Here is a 20,238-nt window from a genome sequence, read left to right as displayed (position 1 = left end):
TTTTTAAAACATTTCAATGAAATCAATCAGGAATGCTGCATTTATTTTAACCAATATTGTAATATTAATTTCTTCAAATTTAACATTTGCACAGGTCCCCGATAGCATTTATGTTAATAATATAAAAACCGTTAGGTTGTATAATTATGGAGACCAGCTAAGCTTGCCTGTAATTAAACTCAACAGCGGCGACCAGGTTGAACTTCATTTTGACGATTTGGATGGTGATGTAAAATATTACTACTATACCTTTCAACTTTGTAATAACGACTGGACGCCTGTTGATATAAACCAGTTTGACTATATAAAAGGTTTTACCCAGCTAAGGATTTCCACTTATCGCCTTTCATCGCTTGCGCTTACCCGTTATACACATTACCAGGCGGTTATCCCTGATAAAAGTGGTTATCCTACACGTTCGGGAAATTATATACTAAAAGTATATTTGAATGGTGATACCTCCCAAATCGCCTTTACCAAAAGGTTGATGGTGGTCGATAACAAAGCAACCATTTTAGCAAGGGTTATTCAACCATATGCGCCTGATATTTCCCGGACTCATCAGCGCATTCAATTTACCGTTGGCATAAAAGGACTTGATGCATTTAATGCGGGGCAGCAGGTTAAAGTTGTAATACTTCAAAATTACCGGTGGGACAACGCCCTGAAAAATTTTCCGCCAACGTTTATCCGCGGTACTACATTGGAATATAATTCCGAAAGCATTGGTATTTTCCCTGGTGGGAAAGAATGGCGCTGGCTTGATATTACTGATTTTCATTTACAGAGTGATAGGGTGCGCACGGCGGATTACAACAAAACTTCTACGGAAATTTATCTAAATCCCGACGGACCGAGAGATGCACAGCCGTATGTTTATTACCGTGACTACAATGGCATGTTCATTTCGTCGGCTATACGGGGATATAATCCATTATGGGAAACCGATTATGCTACGGTTCATTTTTCATTTGTACCTCCTAACGGAGTCTTATATCCGAATAAGGATGTCTACCTGTTTGGCCAGTTAACTAACTACAATTATGCTGATAGCCTCAAAATGGTATTTAATCATGAAAAAAATCTTTACGAGACACACCTTTTATTAAAACAAGGCTATTACGATTATACTTATGTGGGCGTCGACAAAGATAATCCGGCAATACGAAATGAATTGGATGGAAATTATTTTGAAACAGAAAACCTTTATACCATTTTAGTGTACTTCAAATCATTCACTGATCGTTCAGATCAATTAATTGGTGTGGCTACTTTTGATTCAAGAACTGCCCAGCCGGGATTGAGTTTCTAAGTCGCAGCCTGAACTATGATCTTTTCATTTTCGGAGACTTATTTTAGGCTCGTTTGATTAAATTCTCTTTTTGGCCATAATGCGTTTTACAATTTTTCAATACAACATTTTATATATATTTGCAGCCGGCAAGTCTTATACGGCCAGCTCCTGCAGAACTCCCCCAGGATCGGAAGATAGCAAGGGTATGTGGTTGAGCGGTGCGATGTAAGTAACTTGCCGATTTTTTTTTAGCCGTGAATGATCCTTGATTACACGAATTTCCTTTCTAACCTATCTTAACAATTGTCAACTTGCTTAAACTTCTTTAATAAACAAATATCTTTGCACAATACATTTAATTTTTAAACAGATAATTTTTATGAAATTTTTTATTGACACCGCCAATCTTGACGAAATAAAAGAGGCCAACGATCTTGGCATTTTAGATGGCGTTACTACCAATCCTTCTTTAATGGCAAAAGTGGGAATTAAAGGGAGCGATGCCGTAATGAATCATTACAAAACTATTTGCGAAATGGTCGACGGAGATATCAGTGCAGAAGTGGTAACGACAGAATTTAAAACCATTATTGAAGAAGGCAAAAAACTTGCTGCCATTCATAAAAATATAGTAGTAAAAGTTCCCATGATTCCGGATGGCGTAAAAGCGATCAAATGGTTCACCGATAATGGCATTCGTACCAATTGCACGTTGATTTTTAGTGCAGGCCAGGCCATGCTGGCAGCAAAAGCCGGTGCAGCCTATGTTTCGCCGTTTATCGGCCGCATTGATGACAGTGGTTGGGATGGCATTGAACTGATACAGCAGATTGCCCATATCTTCCAGGTACAGGGTTTTGAATCAGAAATCCTTGCCGCATCCATACGCAGTTCACTCCACATAATTAAATGTGCCGAGGCCGGCGCTGACGTTTGTACTTGCCCGTTAGAGTCAATTATTGGGTTAACAAAACATCCTTTAACGGATATTGGGCTTGCAAAATTTGTTGCTGATGCAAAAAAGTTTGCGTAGGGATGAAATAGCTCAGTACAGATTGAGGTATGTTACGATAATAAAATAAAATTTGTTATTTAAAATTTTTCATTACATCTTTGTTTTGCAAATGAAAATTAAAAATACATATAATAGCTGGTGGCAAACAATCTGCTGATTGTGCCGCATAGCTATATTTGTATCTCAAAAAATAAATAGTACACCCCGGCACAAAGCCGGGGTTTTTTTATGTTATGAAGAAAATAGAATTAACAACAACCTTCAAAAAATTATTGGCGGATGTATATACTCCTGTTGGAATATACCTGCGTCTCCGCGACCGTTTTCGCGACACAGTTTTATTGGAAAGTACCGATTTTCACGTTGGTGAAAATAGCTTTTCCATTATTGGGATCAATGCAATTGCCGGTATTGAAATAAGCAATTACCAGGAAATTGAATTCAAATTGCCATCGCAAAATATTCAAAAGATCCAGATTACAAAATCTATGAAAGTCGCTGAACAACTCTGGAAGTTTATGCAACACTTCGATATTGTGGAGCAGGTGACGGTTCCTGTAAGTAAAGCCCAGGGCTTGTTTGGCTACACTACTTTTGACGCTATACAATTTTTTGAAGATATACAATTTAAGTCTTTAAGGGGTAACGAAAAACCTCAAATACCGCTGGTTCGGTATCGTTTATACCAGTACGTTATCGTTATCAATCATTTTAAAGATGAATTATTTCTTTGCGAAAATCATATCCGGGGAATTGAAAGCGAAATAGATATTGTGGAGAGCATTATTAAAAGCAAAGATGTTCCAACTTACCCTTTTGCTGTGGTAGAGACGGAATCGTCGCCGTTAGTTGATGAAGAATATGTAAATATGGTAAAAAGAGGAATTACCAGTTGCGCCAGGGGCGATGTTTTCCAGGTAGTGCTCAGCCGTAGATTCCAACAGAAATTTTCGGGGGATGAATTTAACGTGTACCGGGCACTCAGAAATATTAATCCCAGCCCGTACCTCTTTTACTTTGACTATGGCGATTATCGCCTGTTTGGAAGCAGTCCGGAGAGCCAGTTGATTGTTCAGAATAATACTGCGGTTGTACACCCTATAGCCGGAACTTTTAGGAGGACTGGTAATGATGCCGTAGATGAAAGCCTTGCTGAGCAACTATCAAAGGATAGAAAAGAAAATGCCGAGCATGTAATGTTGGTGGACCTTGCACGGAACGATTTAAGCCGCTTGTGTAATGAAGTAAAAGTTACCCGCTTTTGCGAGGTTCAATATTTTTCACATGTTATACATCTTGTTAGCGAAGTAAAAGGAAAGGTTCCGGAAGATAGCAATCCGTTCGATTTATTAGGAGTTACTTTCCCGGCAGGTACTTTAAGCGGTGCACCAAAGTATAAGGCTATGCAGCTTATTGATGAATTTGAAAAGGAGGCAAGAAGCTACTACGGTGGATGCATCGGGTTCATTGGGTTTAACGGAAGTATAAACCATGCTATTATGATACGGACTTTTTTAAGTAAGGAAAACAGCCTTATTTACCAGGCCGGGGCAGGTATTGTTGCTGCGTCTAACCCAGAGAGTGAGTTACAGGAAGTAACCAATAAACTAAATGCGCTTACCTCAGCCATTAAATCCGCTGAAAAAATATAAAGAATGAAAATTTTAATTTTTGATAATTACGATTCGTTTACTTACAACCTGGTACACGTGGTTGAAAAAATAATCAATGATAAGGTAGATGTTTATCGCAATGATAAAATACCATTGGAAAAGGTAAAGGACTACGATAAAATAATTTTATCGCCCGGCCCGGGAATTCCTGTTGAATCGGGATTGTTGCTGCCACTCATAAAGGAATACGCCTCTTCCAAATCTATACTGGGCGTATGCCTTGGGCAGCAGGCAATTGGCGAGGCATTTGGAGGAAGTTTAATAAATTTAAGCACAGTATATCACGGAGTAGCTACAAAAATTAAGGTTGATCCTGGCAGGACAAAATCAAAAAATGATGTTTTTAATTCATTGGATAACGAGCTGGAAGTCGGTCGCTATCATTCATGGATCGTAAGTAAAGAAGGCTTTCCCAAAGAACTTGAGATTACTGCCGAAGATGAAAATGGGTACATAATGGCGTTACGGCATAAAACTTTCGATGTGCAGGGCGTTCAGTTTCATCCTGAAAGTGTATTAACGCCTATGGGAGAAATGATGATGAGGAATTGGTTAGTTTGATTTTGGGTAATAATGGCCCTTTCCTCTATTCAACCTGGAGTCGTGAGACGGCGACATAACGTATATGTAATATTATTGAAAATTAGATCATGAAAGAAATCCTTAAATATTTATTCGAACATAAAACTTTATCGAGAGACAAAGCGAAGGAAATATTATTGAATATTTCGAAAGGAATATATTCAGATGCAGAAATTGCATCGTTTGTAACGGTATACCTTATGCGCAGTATTACGATACCTGAGTTACTTGGTTTTCGCGACGCATTAATTGAGTTGTGCGTTCCTGTTGACTTAAAACCATTCAGTGTATTGGATATAGTAGGTACAGGCGGCGATGGAAAAAATACGTTTAATATCTCTACACTCAGCTGTTTCATTGTAGCGGGTACCGGCCAAAAAGTTGCAAAACATGGTAACTACGGCGCTTCATCCATTAGCGGCGCCAGTAATGTGATGGAAGCACATGGATATAAATTTTCGTCAGACAACAAAAAATTGTTAGCAGAAGTTGATAAAGCTAATATTTGTTTTATGCATGCGCCTTTGTTCCACCCCGCGTTAAAGGTTGTTGGCCCCATTAGAAAAAATTTAGGAGTACGTACCTTTTTTAATATGCTTGGCCCGATGGTAAATCCTGCATTGCCAGATGTACAGGTTGTGGGCGTATATAACCTTGAAATGGCACGCATTTATTCGTATTTGCTTCAGCAATCAAATGCTAAATTTACCATTGTCCACAGCCTCGATGGATATGATGAAATTTCTTTGACAGGGGAAACAAAAATTATAACCAATAAAGGAGAAAAAATTTGCAGCGCCGAAGCTCTTGGAAAAAGAATGGTAAGCCCCCAGGATATTTACGGCGGTAATTCAACAGCAGAAGCTGCGAAAATATTTTTAAAAATTTTGAAAGGGGAGGGAAGCTGGGCGCAGAATGCAGTAGTAATTGCAAATGCAGCAATAGCCTTATCTTCAACCGGAAATTATCCGGACTATGAACACTGTTATTCACTGGCTGTTGAGAGCCTGGAAAGCGGAAAAGCGTACCAGTCATTTGAAAAATTAATAAGCCTTCAGTAGATGAATATATTGGATACTATAGTTGCCAGCAAGAAAATTGAAGTGGCAGAAAGAAAAAAAAATAAAGATATTTCTGAAATTAAGAAAGGCCCTTTCTTTCAAAATGAAACCTTATCTTTTAGAGAGTTTTTATCGAGAGAAGATAAAACCGGCATCATTGCAGAATTTAAACGAAAATCGCCGTCAAAAGGGGTCATCAACGATCGGTCAACTGTTAAGGAAGTAACAGGGGCTTATGCAAAATATGGAGCCAGTGGCATTTCGGTGCTTACAGATGAAAATTTTTTTGGAGGTTCGTTGGATGATTTATTAGCAGCAACTGTAAATGAAGTTCCATTATTAAGAAAGGATTTTATTATTGATGAATACCAACTGTTAGAATCAAAAGCATACGGCGCTGAAGTGATATTATTAATAGCGGCATGTCTTACAAAAGATGAAGTAAAAACTTTAGCTGGTTTGGCGAAAAATATCGGCCTGAATGTATTACTTGAAATTCATAATGAACAGGAGCTGGCACATATTTGTAAAGATGTAGATGTGGTGGGAGTTAACAACCGCGATCTTAAAACTTTTAAGGTTGATATTAATCGCTCCATAGAATTGAGTAAACAAATTCCTTCTGATAAAATAAAAATTTCGGAAAGTGGTATTGATAGTATTGCTTCAATAAAGCTTTTAAAAGAATTTGGTTTTAAAGGATTTTTGATTGGAGAGAAATTTATGAAAGAAGAAGATCCAGGGCTCGCATTTCAAAATTTTACACATGAATTAAAAATGCAATGATGAAATTAAAAGTTTGTGGTATTAATCAATTGGAACAATTAAAACAACTGGATGAAATAGGAGTAGATTATGCGGGAATGATATTTTATACACATTCATCAAGAAATGTTTACAACAAATTATTTGCATGGGGTGTTAAGCCATTGTCTTTATCTCTGAAAAAGGTTGGGGTCTTTGTAAATGCAGATGAAGAATATATTATGAGCCAGGTGGATGCTTATGGTCTTGACCTGGTTCAGTTACATGGCGACGAAACGCCGGCTTTTTGTAAGGTAATCAGCGAACATATAGCGGTTACAAAAGCTTTCAGAATAACGCAAACTAACGAGCAAAATATTGATTGGATGGTAAAGCCTTATGAAGAATATTGTGATTATTATCTTTTCGACACGAACCGTAAAAATGCTTACGGAGGTACCGGTGAAAAATTTAACTGGAACCTTTTGCAACAGAATAAAATTAATAAACCATTTTTTTTAAGTGGGGGAATCGGGTTAAAAGATGTAAAAAGACTAAAAGCTTTTGACCATCCTTTTTTTTACTGCGTCGATGTAAACAGCCGGGTTGAAATTGCAGATGGAATAAAAGATATGGTGGCCATTAAAACGATGGTTGCTGAATTGCTTGATAAAAATATAGTTGAATAAAATGATGATGAAGAACAAAGAGATTTTTAAAGTTAATAAAAACGGTTACTACGGTGAGTTTGGCGGAGCTTATGTTCCTGAAATGTTGCATAATAATGTGCAACGACTCAGGGAAAATTATTTAAAAATTATTGGGGACAAAAAATTCAAAAAAGAATTTAATGCTTTGTTGAAAGATTATGTAGGTCGACCAACTCCATTATACCTGGCTGAAAGATTAAGTGAAAAATATAAGGCCAACATTTATTTAAAACGTGAAGATCTTTGCCATACAGGCGCTCATAAAATCAACAATACCATCGGGCAAATTTTACTGGCAGAGCGGCTTGGAAAAAAAAGAATTATTGCTGAGACGGGCGCAGGCCAGCATGGCGTGGCAACAGCAACAGTTTGTGCTTTAAAAGGATTGGAGTGCATTGTTTACATGGGCGAAAAAGATATTGCCCGGCAGGCGCCAAATGTTGCAAGAATGAAGATGCTCGGGGCCAAAGTTATCCCTGCATTAAGTGGTAGCAAAACGCTGAAAGATGCTACGAACGAGGCTATTCGCGATTGGATCAATAATCCTGACAATACGCATTATATAATTGGAAGTGTTGTTGGCCCACATCCTTACCCCGATATGGTCGCCCGTTTTCAGAGCGTTATCAGTAAAGAAATTAAGAAACAGTTAAAAGAAAAAACCGGGAATGAATTGCCGGCTTATGTAATTGCGTGTGTGGGTGGTGGTAGTAATGCTGCGGGCGCTTTTTATCATTTTTTAAATCATCACTCTGTAGAACTTATTGCCGTAGAAGCTGCCGGCGAAGGCATCGACAGTGGTATGAGCGCCGCAACAACTCAATTAGGCACCCACGGCATTTTACATGGAAGCAAGAGCCTCGTAATGCAAACGCTGGACGGACAGGTTATAGAACCACACAGTATTTCAGCGGGCCTCGACTATCCCGGCATTGGACCCATGCATGCACATTTATTCACAAGCAAGCGGGCGACATTTATGAGCGCTACTGATGAAGAAGCGCTAGCATCAGCTTTTGAACTTGCGAGACTGGAAGGTATCATACCTGCACTTGAATCTGCTCATGCATTACACGTTTTGAATATAATCAATTTCAAAAAAGGTGACGTTGTGGTGGTTAACCTGAGTGGAAGAGGAGACAAGGATATGGACACTTATATGAAACATATTACATCTTGATAACTTTTGAAAATATTAAACTTTCCAAAAGTTTACATGATTGACAGAAGCCATTTAATTCTCATGAACAGAATAAAAAAATTATTTTCTGATAAGAAAAAAAACCTAGTAAGCATTTATTTTACTGCAGGCTTTCCTCAATTAAATGATACGAACATAATTCTTGATGCCTTACAAAATCATGGCGCTGATCTTATTGAAATTGGCATGCCTTATAGTGATCCCTTGGCCGATGGTCCCGTAATCCAGCAAAGCAGTATGAAGGCTTTACAAAATGGCATGTCTATTAAATTATTGTTTGAACAACTAAACAAGTTGCCCGGTAATTCTCCTTCAGGAGTCAGGCGTGTGCCGTTAATTTTAATGGGCTATCTCAACCCTGTTTTACAATACGGCATAGAAAAATTTTTCAGCGATGCCCACAATGCCGGAATTGATGGAATAATTTTACCCGATCTTCCTTTGCATGAATTCGAATCAGAGTATAAAAGACTTTTTGAAAAATATAAACTGGATTTTATTTTTCTGATTACACCCGAAACAAGCGATAAAAGAATAAGAAAAATTGACGCCTTAAGCAAAGGGTTTATATATGCCGTTTCATCATCTTCAACTACCGGCGCTAATAAAGATATGACCGAACAGCAAGAATATTTTCAAAGAATTGAAAGTATGAAACTTAAAAATCCGGTAATGATCGGCTTTGGAATAAAAGACAATGCAACATTTATGCAAGCCTGTAAATATGCGGCAGGGGCCATAATTGGGACGGCATATATTAAGGCAATTGAAAATTCAGATAATATCGAAATCAGCACCCAGAAATTTCTTAACTCAATTTTAGACCCAACTATTTCGTTATAAAATGGTATTTGTTTTAAAAAAATTAAATTTGTTCCCCAACAATCAACCATGAAAAAAATATTTGTCTTTCTTCTTATCGTTCCTTTTTTTAGTTTTTCGCAAACCAAACAGAAAACGAGTACTCCTGCAGAGAATGGCTTTGTTATTACCGGGGATGTTACCGGGTACGCCAATGGTACTTCAGTATCATTTTTAAATGATCAAACCGGGCAGCCCGAAAAACAAACAACAATTGAGAATAATAAATTTGTTGTTAAAGGACAAATGTCCCAACCTTCTTTCAAAGTGTTGATTTTTGGCGATCAGCCGCCAGCCATACCTTTATTTTTGGATAACAGCAATATAAAAATAACTGGTGATAAAAGTGCACTTGATAAACTTTCCATAACGGGCTCTCCTTCTCATAATCAATACATGGAATATGCAAACGCGATTATGCCATATCAACAAATATTTGCGGAAGGTGCAGTTGAAGATCCGGACGCAGCCAATGCGGTCGAAAAAATAAGCATTGATTTTGTAAAAAAGCACCCTGGGTCTTTTGTTTCACCACTTGCAATTATTCGTTTATACCAGGCCACCCAAGATGGTAACAAGGCCGAGGAACTCTATAAGTTAATGTCTTCACCCGTAAAGGAAAGCGGCCTGGGCCAATATGTTAATCAGCAAATACAGGAGTCAAAAATTAACGCAATCGGGTCTGTTGTGAAAGATTTCTCACAAAACGATACTTCCGGTCACCCGGTAGATTTTTCTTCTTACAGGGGCAAATATGTTTTATTGGATTTTTGGGCAAGTTGGTGCAGGCCATGCCGCATGGAAAATCCGAACGTGGTGGCGGCGTACAATAAATTCCATGATAAAAACTTTACGATTTTAAGTGTATCGCTCGACCAGGCCAAACCGGCATGGTTAAACGCAATTCAAATGGATGGACTTACGTGGAACCATGTAAGTGATTTAAAAGGGTGGAACAATGCAGTGGCCGGGATGTTTCAAATTCGCAGCATACCGCAAAACCTTTTGATTGATCCTAACGGAAAAATAATTGCAAAGAATTTAAGAGGGCCAGTTCTTGAGAACAAATTAAGCCAGATTTTAAAGTGATGTTGATCAGTTAATAGAAAACTTCTACGTTCTTATTTTCCGAATACAATTAAATGTCTTTTATACAACTGCACCGCATTCTCCAAACCAAAATATAAGGCATCTGTAATTAATGCATGGCCAATTGAAACTTCGAGTAAGCCAGGAATATTTTCAGCAAAGTATTTAAGATTATGCAAATCCAAATCATGGCCTGCGTTGATTCCTAAGCCAAGTTCATTTGCTTTTTTGGCTGCTATAGTATAAGACTCGATTGCTTTTTGCCTTTTACCGGTTGAATATTTTTTGGCATAACCTTCAGTGTATAACTCTATCCTGTCTGTGCCGGTTTGCTTTGCGCCAATTACCATATTTATATCAGGATCAACAAAAATTGAAACACGAATACCGGCCTCCTGAAAGACAGAAATTATTTCAATCAAATACTCCTTATTCTTTATGGTATCCCATCCGTGATCAGAAGTTAACTGGCCTTCAGCATCTGGTACAAGCGTAACCTGGTCAGGTTTATTGGCAAGAACCAAATCAACAAATTTTTGTTCTTTAGGATTGCCTTCAATATTAAATTCTGTGGTGATAATCTTTTTCAGTTCATATACATCTGCATAGCGAATATGCCTTTCGTCAGGGCGTGGGTGCACTGTTATTCCGTCGGCGCCAAAATTCTGAATATCAGTAGCAGCTTTAATTACATCGGGATTATTACCCCCGCGTGAATTGCGAAGCGTAGCTATTTTATTGATGTTAACGGAGAGTTTGGTCATGGTCCTATTATATTCTGGAAGTAAATTTTATTAAATTGAATAACAAAGTTATGCATGAATTTTGAAGTGATGTTTTGATTTAATAAATTGAAAGATGATTCAGTTTAATACCGCTATAAAAAAATTTGCCAAACAGGGCGAGAAGACCGGCTGGTCTTATATTGAGATACCGGAAGAAATAGCCACACAAATCAAACCCAATTATAAAAAATCTTATAGAGTAAAAGGTTCCCTGGATAATTATAAAATAGAACGAACGAGTCTGATTCCTATGGGCGGAGGGAGTTTTATTATTCCCATAAACGCCACTATTCGAAAGGCATTAGGTAAGCGGCAAGGAGCAACAATAAAAGTGAGCCTTGCCGAAGATGCACGTGCGGTAGAAATAAATAAAACTTTTTTAATTTGTCTTGCTGATGAGCCAAAAGCCCTGGATTTTTTTAATTCTTTGCCGGGAAGCCATCGAAACTATTTTAGCAAATGGATTGAGAGTGCCAAAACCGAAGAGACACGAGCAAATCGAATAGCCAAGGCCGTTACGGCGCTGTCGCGTAAGTTGGGTTACCCCGAAATGATGCGCATGGCAAAAGAAGAAAAGTTCCTGTAAGCAAAATTATTCTTTGATCATTCTTCTTTCTCAATAATAAAAGCTACTTTAGTCACCGCTATTACTATTTCTTTCGCCTGCTGCTTTTGGCCCACCCTCTATTAATTCTAAAAAAATCAACATGAAAAAAATTTCATTTCTTTTGGTGGCGTGCATCTTTGTCATTTCCTGTAGCGAATCGAAAAAAGAGACGCCTAAGAACAATGATTGGATTGCAGATAATTTATCCGGCAAAGTGGAACAAACTACTGATTCCACATTTAAAGCAGATAGCACCGGTAAAATGGGTGAACTTGATTCCTGCTGTGTTTCATCAACCAAATATGATGAGCAAGGCTATTCTTCGGGCTATACATCTGTTGACAAAGCAGGTACCGATCATGAGGAAGGAACCTTCACTCACGATGATAAAGGCTTATTTACCGGCCAGAAATTTACAAAAAATGGTAAAACGACCGGCTCGCTTACTGTCGAGAACAAAGACGGCACTTACTCTGGTGCCCATAGTTTTGATTCGACTGGTAAAATGGATTTTTATTATACTGATATAACCGCGAATGACTATGGCCGAATTACCGGGTTTAAACAATACAAACCGGATAGTACATTGAAGATGAGTATGACAATGAACTATAATAACCAATTCCTGAAAGATCAAAGTGCAAAAGATAGTGTTGGGAAGGAAACTTCATCCTACGCTCAAACTTATGATGATAAAAACAACGTAATTGAATCAACTTACAAACAAGTAAAAACAGATTCAACAAAAAAGGATACAACAATAACTACTATTACAAAATATCGCTACGACATTTTTGACGATAAAGGTAACTGGACCCAACGAACAGAAATGGACAAAGATGGTAAGCCAGTTAAAATTGTTAAGAGAACCATCACCTATTACAAAGAATAGTTTTAATTCTATTCTTCCGTGTTTTAAAGCATAATAAATGATAAGATTCATTTATTATGCTTTTGTATTTTTATACATTATTTCATAAGCATCGTTATTTCTTTTTATTCAACATTATTTTTAAATGCCGCAACAAGTTTTGGAACGAAGGCTCAGCCTGGGCCAGGCTACTGCCATAAATATGACTGATATGGTAGGCATCGGCCCTTTCATTACAATGCCAATGGTTATTGGCATGATGAATGGCCCCTTTTTTTTGTATGCATGGATTGCAGGAGCATTTCTTTCAATTGTTGATGCAATGGTGTGGAGCGAACTGGGGGCCGCATTTCCGAAAGCAGGCGGTTCCTATAATTTCTTAAAGGAAGCCTATGGAAAAAATGGTGCAGGCAAAATGATGAGCTTTTTATTTGTGTGGCAAACAATGATACAAGCACCACTGGTTATAGCTTCTGCCGCAATTGGCTTTTCAAAATATTTTTCTTATCTCGTTCCGCTCAACGCTACTACAGAAAAAATGGTAAGTGGAAGCGTGGTCGCATTAATAATCTTTTTGTTGTATAGGAAGATTGATACTATTGGCAAAATAAGTGTATTTCTATGGAGTGGTGTTATCATCACAATGTTCTGGATTATAGGTGGCGGCATTGCCCACGGAAATTTTTTATCGCCAATAACAAATATTAATACAGGGATACATTTAGATTACGCTTTTGTAACCGCCATAGGTTTTGCGAGTGTAAAATCTGTATACAGTTATTTGGGTTACTACAATGTTTGTCATTTGGGTAGTGAGATAAAAAATCCCTCTAAAAATATTCCACGCAGCATGTTTATTTCTATTGCCGGTATTGCGGTTTTGTATTTGATGATGAATGTAAGTGTTGTGAGTGTTATACCGTGGCAACATGCAAAGGGTAGCAAATTTGTAGTGAGTGAATTTATACAAATACTCGCCGGTCACGGCGCTGCCAAAGTTGCAACGTGTTTAATTTTGTGGGTAGCATTCGCATCGGTTTTTTCTGCAACGCTTGGGTATAGCCGCATTCCGTATGCGGCTGCGGCTGACGGAGAATTTTTTGCGGTTTTTGCGAAGATTCATCCAACAAAAAATTTTCCTTACGTGTCACTATTGTTCATGGGCGGCGTTGCATTTATTTTCAGTCTTCTTTTTATTGCTGATTTAGGGAAAGTTATCAGCGCTATATTAGCGATGCGTATTATTGTTCAGTTTATTGGACAAGCGATTGGTTTGTTATTATTGCGCAGCAAAAAAAGTGATATTCAATTTCCTTACAAAATGCCTTTGTTTCCTGTGCCGGTAATTCTTGCAATTGGTATGTGGATATTTATTTTAATTTCTACGGGAAGCACTTTAATGGAATGGGGGTCATTAATAATTGCTTTAGGAACTGTTGTGTATTTTATTAAAGCGAAGGTTAAAAGGGAGTGGCCTTTTATAAAAAACTAAGTTGATTACATTTTATTCCGCAAAAACACGATCTCCCGTTGCATCTCTTCAATTCGCTCCAGCAAATAATTGATAGTTTCAATGCCTTCAATATTTATATCAAGATCATAATGGAGCCTGATAAATTTTTCAAGTTTATGTATTTCATCAACAGGTATGTAAGTGGAACTTTGGACGGATGTAACACTTATCAATCCTGAATTCTGTAATGAACTTATAAACGAATATTCGATGTTATGATGAATGCAAAAATCTTCTGCGGGTATTAATTCTTCCTGTTCCATTGCAAAATTTTTAAGTTGATAATTTCGATAATTCCGTAAATAATTCTTTTTGTTTATCGGTTAAATGAGTAGGAACTTTTATGTTCCACGTAACATATAAATCGCCATGCTCACCTTCTTTTTTATAAACCGGAAATCCCTTGCCTTTCAATCTTACTTTGGTTCCATTCTGGGTTCCCGCATTTACTTTAAGTTTTATTTTTCCATCCATGGTATCGATGGTTTTTTCGCCGCCCAGAACTGCCGTGTATAAATCGATATCTTCTGTTTTTTGTAAATCATTACCATCACGCCTAAACGAAGTATTGTTATTTATTACAAATGTTATAAGAAGGTCACCGCTAGGTCCACCATTCGCACCAGGGCTGCCGTAACCTTTCAACCGTATTACCTGCCCGTTTTCAACGCCTGCGGGTATTGTTATCCTGACATTTTTGCCATTGATGGTGAGTGTTTGCTTATGGGTTTTAAACGCATCGGTTAGTGACAAGTGAAGTTCAGCGCTATAATCCTGGCCCCGAAATTTTGTATTGCTCCTTCTTCCGGTTCTTCCTGAGCCACCGAATAGTGATTCAAAAAAATCCGAAAAAGCCGAGTCGTCATCTGAAGAATAGGTATACCCGCCACCAAAATTATCCCCAAATCCGCCACCACCAAAACCTTGTGCACCTTGTTGCTGTTTGGCCTTTTCATATTGATCAGCATGCTTCCAGTTCTCGCCATATTGATCGTACTTTTTTCTTTTTTCCGGATCGCTCAGCACTTCGTTAGCTTCATTAATCTGTTGGAATTTTTTGTGAGCATCCTTATCATTCGGATTCAAATCGGGGTGAAGTTTTCTTGCCAGTTTACGATAGGCTTTCTTTATATCATCTGTCGAGGCATTTTTGGCAACTCCCAGTGTTTTATAATAATCGACGAAATCCATTTTTTTAATTTTGACTTTAATTTAATCCTTCATAAAAGTAAGTGCTATTAAAATAGCAATTGGACGAATACAAAATTAAAAAAAACTAATACGAATATTTTTGATTATTACATTTGCTTTAAAATATCATGTAATGAAAAGAATATCATTTGCGCTGATGTTATTGACGGCATCCTGCACGGTTGCGCCGAGAATAAACGTGTCAACTACAAATGCCAGCGGCGGCAACCTTGTTACCGATGGAAAAATTTATACAACTGCCTACCAGCAGAGGGCCGCTGAATACCGCGCTTTATGTTACCAGGCTTTCAACATTGCCCATCAACGGGTAGATGAAATAATGCCCACTAAGACAGAAAAGCCAAAAGTAATTATTACTGATATTGACGAAACCATTTTGGATAATAGTGCCTACGAGGCTCATCAAACTTTGCAGGGAAAGGGTTATGAATCAGATACATGGTACGAATGGTCCGGTATGAACAAGGCCGATACAGTTCCCGGTAGCCTTAGTTTTTTAAAATATGCTTCATCAAAAGGAATTGAAATTTTTTATGTTACCAACAGGAGTGAAAAAGAAAGAGATTTTACTTTAAAGAATCTTCAAAAATTTAATTTTCCCAATGCCGATAGTACACATTTATTTCCGTTGCATAACACTTCATCAAAAGAACAACGTCGGCAAAACATCGCGGCAAATTATAGCATTGTAATGTTGATGGGAGATAATCTTGGAGATTTCAGTTCCGTATTTGATAAAAAAAGTTCTGATGAACGCAATCGAAATGTAAATGATTTGGCAGCTGAGTTTGGCAACCGCTTTATTATCCTGCCTAACCCTGTTTATGGTGACTGGGAAAACTCGCTTTATAACTACAATTATTCGCTTAGCGATGCGCAGCGAGATTCTGTGATAAAGTCATCTTTACATTCGTATTAAACGATCTATAAATCAGAAATCCAATCTTTTGCCGTAGCATATTCTTCCATTTTAAAAGCCTTGGTTGGGCAGGGAAGAAAAATTCCAAATGTATTGGTGAATTTTTTTACGCTATCTTTTTCAGTAACGACGGCAAACTTCTTCCACTTCGAAAAATATCTGAATCCCAGCAGGCCATCTTCTATCCATGCACCGATACTGTAATTTCTTAGTTCCGTGTTTAATACCAGCAGGTAATTAATTTTTCCAAATGATATTACCACATTTTTTACAACGGGATTAATCACATTATAATAATCCTCTTTCGTAACTTTTCCCGTAGCACGAAACGCTGTAACATGTCCCGGAAATCCTGGTATGACTTCAATCATAAAATTGTTTTAAAATTTTTTCAATCCGCCTTTAACAAAGTTATACATAAGAAAATGAAGATGTGCTAACTGATAAGTAGAAAATTTTCCCCTCTATTGACACTGTAGTTTTTTGTAGATACTTCTTATTAAGTGGCACGGCGGATGGCACAATTTTAGTTTTACTAATGCAAACAAAAAATTATAACCATGAACACTAATGAAAAATTAAACGAAGTACTGAACGATCTTATTCGCGTTAACAACGACAGGGCGGAGGGATATGTAAATGCATCTGAAGAAGTAAAATCAATTGACGTTGATCTTCGTGCAACTTTTAATAAACTGGCAGATCAAAGCCGCAAGTTTGCGACAGAACTTACAACAGCAGTAGTTAAACTGGGCGGTGAGCCAGCAACCGGCACAACTGCAGGTGGCAAAATCCACAGGGCTTGGATGGATGTAAAAGCTACATTCTCCGGGAAGGACAGGCATACTATTCTTTCATCTTGTGAGTCTGGTGAAGACGCAGCGCAAAAGGCATATAAAGCTGCACTGGCGTCTGATGCAGAAATTAATGCAGACACAAGGAAGTTGATAACCGATCAGCAATCGTCTTTAAAAACATCTCACGATCTTATTAAGAAATACAGAGACGTGCAGAAAGCAGTTAGTGCATAGATTAAGGATTAGATGCAAAAATCCCGGACTGTTAAGGCCGGGATTTTGTTTTCATTCTATTCATTTATGATATGCAAATCGATGCAACAACAGCTATTAGTTTAAAGCATTGAATAAAACTTCTACAGGGTGCAAAGCTTTTCGTCCGGCTCCATCTTTTATCTGGTGACGGCAGCTCGTTCCCGGTGCCGCAATAATTGTTTCTTCCGCCTGATTTCGAACAGCAGGCAATAAAACCAATTCACCAATTTTCATTGAAAGATCATAATGCTCTTTTTCATAACCAAACGAACCTGCCATTCCACAGCATCCTGAAGGAATCACTTCAACAGAATAATTTTCAGGTAATGACAAAAGCTTCACTGATGGAGTAACAGATGATAAGGCCTTTTGCTGGCAATGTCCGTGTAATTTTATGAGGCGCTTTTCTTTGGTGAATACATCTCTTTTAATATTGCCATTGTCAATTTCTTTGGCAATAAATTCATCAATAAAAAAAACATTTTTAGCCAGTACTTTCGCCGCATTGTAATTTTCATCATCGGCAAGATCAAGGTATTCGTCCCTGAAAGTAAGGATAGCACTGGGTTCTATTCCTATTAAAGGAGCTTTGTCGTTTACGATTTTGCTCAATAGGGATATATTCTTATTGGCAATAATCTTGGCATGTCTTATTAATCCTTTTGAGAGCCACGCTCTTCCACTTTCTTCATGTTGTGGAATAACTACCTCATACCCGAGTTTTTCCAAAAGCAAAATTGCTTTCATTCCAATTTCAGTGTCATTATAATTGGTAAATTCATCACAAAATAAATATACCTTACCCGTAGCCGTTAGATTGTTGCCGGCGGAAGCCTTCTTTCTTTTCTTAAACCATTTTTGTAATGAAGTGCTATGAAGGGTTGGCATAGAACGCTTGTCAGCAAAGCCTGATATTCTTTTTATCAATTTACCGGTGGCTGCATTACTTACCATAAAATTATACAGGCCAGGAGCGATGGCGCCTAATTTTGCGGACTTATTAAAGTTGGCAATTAGTTTTGACCGAAACGGAACCCCATTAGCATCATAATATTGTTGCAGAAATTCTGCTTTTAATTTAGCAACATCTACATTTGAAGGACATTCTGATTTGCAGCCTTTGCAACTCAAACATAAATCCATTACGTCATAAATTTCTTTATGATCGAAGCGATTTAGTTTTTCGGAATTGGTAAGAAACTCACGTAGAATATTAGCCCTTGCTCTCGTTGTATCCTTTTCATTTTTAGTGGCCATATAAGAAGGGCACATAGTACCACCGGACAAGTGGGTTTTACGGCAATCACCGGAGCCATTACATTGCTCAGCATGTTGCAAAACATCCTGGTTATGATAACGAAATATTGTTTTAAAAGCAGGCGTTTTTTGTCCGGGCTTGTAACGCAACATCGTATTCATTGGTGGTGTATCAACAATCTTGTTGGGATTGAAAATATTGTTCGGGTCCCAGGTATATTTAATGGTTTTAAATAATTCGTAATTCTTTTCACCCACCATTTGTTTAATAAATTCTCCGCGTAACCTTCCGTCACCATGCTCACCGCTTAAAGAACCTTTATATTTTTTTACTAACGTTGCAATTTCCTGGGCAATAATTCTAAAGAGATGATTGCCCTCTACCGTTTTTAAATTAATGATAGGGCGAAGATGTATTTCTCCCGAACCTGCGTGGGCGTAGTGCACAGCATGCAGGTTATATTTTTCTAATATTTTATTGAAATCTGCAATGTAATTGGGGAGATCATTAGCGTCTACCGCCGTATCTTCAATTACAGGAACCGCTTTTTCGTCACCCGGCAAATTTCCTAATAGTCCTAATCCTGCTTTGCGAAGTGTCCATATTTTCTTGGTATCCTCACCAAATAATAATGGAAAGTGATATCCTAATCCGGAGGCACGCATCTCGGTTTCGCATTCAGTGGAAATATGGGTAATACCGTCACGGGTAGACGCAGTAAATTCAATTACAAGTATGGCAGCAGGATCGCCCTTAACAAAAAAACGATTTTTACTTTGTTCAATATTATCTTTAGTGCATTCTAAAATATAATGATCGATCAGTTCACTTGCCCGTGGCTTATATTTTAAAGCGATCAGGTTCGCCCTCAGGGCATCATCAATAGAATTAAAGTGAACACACAACAAGCCCGTTTCATCTTTAAGTAATGGAACGACATTTAATTTTATTTCGGTTATGAAAGCCAATGTACCTTCAGAGCCGGCGATGAGTTTGCAAAAATTAAAATCAGGTTCGCCTGCTGTAAAGGGAGCTGAATCGAGCAGTGCATCAATGGCATAGCCTGTATTTCTTCTTTCAACTGTTTTTTTTGGAAACTCTTTTCTTATTTCAACCTGGTTATCGTAATTGCTTAAAAGATTCCGGGTGGTTTTATAAATGTTTGCTTCCAAACTATTGCCTTCACATTTATTATGAAATTCTTCAAGATGTAAAGCTTTAAATGTTGTTTCGCTTCCGTCGCCAAGTAATACATCAACTTCTAAGAGATGTTCTCTCGTGCTTCTGTAAATAATTGAATTGGAACCGCATGAATTATTCCCGACCATTCCGCCCATCATGGCACGATTGGCTGTTGATGTTTCGGGGCCAAAAAACAAACCGTGTGGCTTTAAATACATATTGAGTTCGTCGCGTATAACGCCGGGCTGTACACGCACCCAATGTTCTTCTTTATTTAATTCAATGATTTGGGTAAAATTCCTGGAAACATCCACAACGATACCGTTTCCTACAACCTGCCCTGCAAGTGAGGTGCCGGCTGTTCTCGGAATAATGGACGTGTGATTGTCGTTTGCAAAAGCGATTAATTTCTTAATATCATTTTTAGTCTTTGGGATGGCAACAGCCAACGGCATTTCCTGGTAAGCAGATGCATCTGTTGCATATAACATCCTCATGGTATTATCCAGGTAAAGTTCGCCCTCTAATTGCGTAGATAATTCTTTCAGCCTTTCATTCATAGCAAATAATTCTTAATAAAGTTTGTAAAGCTATGACGTTTTGAATTTA

At 37.8% G+C, this 20,238-nt stretch carries 20 protein-coding genes and 1 other RNA gene; 16 read left to right on the top strand and 5 right to left on the bottom strand.

Features of this window, described 5'->3' with window-relative positions:
- Window positions 1-16: 16 nt before the first annotated feature.
- The 11 genes from ACO1O5_RS15305 (at window position 17) to ACO1O5_RS15255 (ending at window position 10,230) form a co-directional block, all read left to right on the top strand.
- Window positions 17-1,312, top strand: coding sequence for a type IX secretion system plug protein (locus ACO1O5_RS15305; protein WP_486271700.1), 1,296 nt, complete (start codon window positions 17-19; stop codon window positions 1,310-1,312).
- Between the two features lie 126 nt (window positions 1,313-1,438).
- An RNA gene (gene ffs, locus ACO1O5_RS15300) (signal recognition particle sRNA small type) lies at window positions 1,439-1,537 on the top strand.
- Window positions 1,538-1,673: 136 nt separating this feature from the next.
- Window positions 1,674-2,327, top strand: coding sequence for a fructose-6-phosphate aldolase (gene fsa / locus ACO1O5_RS15295; RefSeq protein ID WP_486271698.1), 654 nt, complete (start codon window positions 1,674-1,676; stop codon window positions 2,325-2,327).
- A gap of 215 nt (window positions 2,328-2,542) precedes the next feature.
- Window positions 2,543-3,961: an anthranilate synthase component I family protein gene (locus ACO1O5_RS15290; protein ID WP_486271696.1), complete on the top strand. Its 1,419-nt coding sequence runs from the start codon at window positions 2,543-2,545 to the stop codon at window positions 3,959-3,961.
- A gap of 3 nt (window positions 3,962-3,964) precedes the next feature.
- Window positions 3,965-4,543 carry an anthranilate synthase component II gene (locus tag ACO1O5_RS15285; RefSeq protein ID WP_486271694.1) on the top strand — a complete coding sequence of 193 codons (579 nt, stop codon included), beginning with the start codon at window positions 3,965-3,967 and terminating at the stop codon, window positions 4,541-4,543.
- 89 nt (window positions 4,544-4,632) lie between these two features.
- Complete coding sequence (gene trpD / locus ACO1O5_RS15280) at window positions 4,633-5,625, top strand: anthranilate phosphoribosyltransferase (protein WP_486271692.1); 993 nt, start codon at window positions 4,633-4,635, stop codon at window positions 5,623-5,625.
- Window positions 5,626-6,411, top strand: coding sequence for an indole-3-glycerol phosphate synthase TrpC (gene trpC, locus ACO1O5_RS15275; RefSeq protein ID WP_486271690.1), 786 nt, complete (start codon window positions 5,626-5,628; stop codon window positions 6,409-6,411).
- Window positions 6,411-7,058 carry a phosphoribosylanthranilate isomerase gene (locus tag ACO1O5_RS15270; protein WP_486271688.1) on the top strand — a complete coding sequence of 216 codons (648 nt, stop codon included), beginning with the start codon at window positions 6,411-6,413 and terminating at the stop codon, window positions 7,056-7,058. Before trpC ends, ACO1O5_RS15270 begins: the two co-directional genes overlap by 1 nt.
- Window position 7,059: 1 nt before the next feature.
- The gene (gene trpB, locus ACO1O5_RS15265) at window positions 7,060-8,259 is read left to right on the top strand and encodes a tryptophan synthase subunit beta (RefSeq protein WP_486271686.1); all 1,200 of its coding nucleotides are present in this window, start codon (window positions 7,060-7,062) and stop codon (window positions 8,257-8,259) included.
- A 63-nt stretch (window positions 8,260-8,322) separates the two neighbouring features.
- Entirely contained in the window at window positions 8,323-9,123 is an 801-nt protein-coding gene (trpA, locus tag ACO1O5_RS15260) for a tryptophan synthase subunit alpha (protein ID WP_486271684.1), read from the top strand.
- Window positions 9,124-9,171: 48 nt separating this feature from the next.
- Entirely contained in the window at window positions 9,172-10,230 is a 1,059-nt protein-coding gene (locus ACO1O5_RS15255) for a redoxin domain-containing protein (protein WP_486271682.1), read from the top strand.
- Window positions 10,231-10,262: 32 nt separating this feature from the next.
- Here ACO1O5_RS15255 and ACO1O5_RS15250 read toward each other — a convergent pair whose 3' ends face one another.
- Entirely contained in the window at window positions 10,263-10,994 is a 732-nt protein-coding gene (locus tag ACO1O5_RS15250; protein ID WP_486271680.1) for a pyridoxine 5'-phosphate synthase, read from the bottom strand.
- A gap of 94 nt (window positions 10,995-11,088) precedes the next feature.
- Here ACO1O5_RS15250 and ACO1O5_RS15245 point away from each other — a divergent pair, with 94 nt between their 5' ends.
- The 3 genes from ACO1O5_RS15245 to ACO1O5_RS15235 all read left to right on the top strand — a co-directional run bounded on the left by ACO1O5_RS15245 (window position 11,089) and on the right by ACO1O5_RS15235 (window position 13,985).
- The gene (locus ACO1O5_RS15245) at window positions 11,089-11,601 is read left to right on the top strand and encodes a YdeI/OmpD-associated family protein (protein WP_486271678.1); all 513 of its coding nucleotides are present in this window, start codon (window positions 11,089-11,091) and stop codon (window positions 11,599-11,601) included.
- A 121-nt stretch (window positions 11,602-11,722) separates the two neighbouring features.
- Window positions 11,723-12,514, top strand: a complete 792-nt coding sequence (locus tag ACO1O5_RS15240; protein ID WP_486271676.1) for a hypothetical protein — start codon at window positions 11,723-11,725, stop codon at window positions 12,512-12,514.
- 124 nt (window positions 12,515-12,638) lie between these two features.
- The gene (locus ACO1O5_RS15235) at window positions 12,639-13,985 is read left to right on the top strand and encodes an APC family permease (protein WP_486271674.1); all 1,347 of its coding nucleotides are present in this window, start codon (window positions 12,639-12,641) and stop codon (window positions 13,983-13,985) included.
- A 5-nt stretch (window positions 13,986-13,990) separates the two neighbouring features.
- Here the strand turns inward: ACO1O5_RS15235 and ACO1O5_RS15230 are convergent, their stop codons facing one another.
- Window positions 13,991-14,269, bottom strand: coding sequence for a chaperone modulator CbpM (locus ACO1O5_RS15230; RefSeq protein WP_486271672.1), 279 nt, complete (start codon window positions 14,267-14,269; stop codon window positions 13,991-13,993).
- Window positions 14,270-14,279: 10 nt separating this feature from the next.
- Window positions 14,280-15,197 (bottom strand): DnaJ C-terminal domain-containing protein, encoded by a 918-nt coding sequence (locus ACO1O5_RS15225; protein ID WP_486271670.1) that lies wholly within the window; start codon window positions 15,195-15,197, stop codon window positions 14,280-14,282.
- Window positions 15,198-15,330: 133 nt separating this feature from the next.
- On the opposite strand from ACO1O5_RS15225, the gene ACO1O5_RS15220 reads away from it, so the two are divergent.
- Window positions 15,331-16,137, top strand: a complete 807-nt coding sequence (locus tag ACO1O5_RS15220) for a 5'-nucleotidase, lipoprotein e(P4) family (protein ID WP_486271668.1) — start codon at window positions 15,331-15,333, stop codon at window positions 16,135-16,137.
- A gap of 5 nt (window positions 16,138-16,142) precedes the next feature.
- On the opposite strand, the gene ACO1O5_RS15215 is transcribed toward ACO1O5_RS15220, so the two are convergent.
- Window positions 16,143-16,508: a SpoIIAA family protein gene (locus ACO1O5_RS15215; protein ID WP_486271666.1), complete on the bottom strand. Its 366-nt coding sequence runs from the start codon at window positions 16,506-16,508 to the stop codon at window positions 16,143-16,145.
- Window positions 16,509-16,697: 189 nt separating this feature from the next.
- Here ACO1O5_RS15215 and ACO1O5_RS15210 point away from each other — a divergent pair, with 189 nt between their 5' ends.
- Window positions 16,698-17,168, top strand: coding sequence for a ferritin-like domain-containing protein (locus ACO1O5_RS15210; protein ID WP_486271664.1), 471 nt, complete (start codon window positions 16,698-16,700; stop codon window positions 17,166-17,168).
- Window positions 17,169-17,264: 96 nt separating this feature from the next.
- Here ACO1O5_RS15210 and ACO1O5_RS15205 read toward each other — a convergent pair whose 3' ends face one another.
- Window positions 17,265-20,189 (bottom strand): FAD-binding and (Fe-S)-binding domain-containing protein, encoded by a 2,925-nt coding sequence (locus ACO1O5_RS15205; RefSeq protein ID WP_486271662.1) that lies wholly within the window; start codon window positions 20,187-20,189, stop codon window positions 17,265-17,267.
- Between the last annotated feature and the right edge of the window lie 49 nt (window positions 20,190-20,238).

This window comes from Ginsengibacter sp., assembly GCF_057362405.1.
This window is presented reverse-complemented; position numbering and strand designations above follow the sequence as displayed.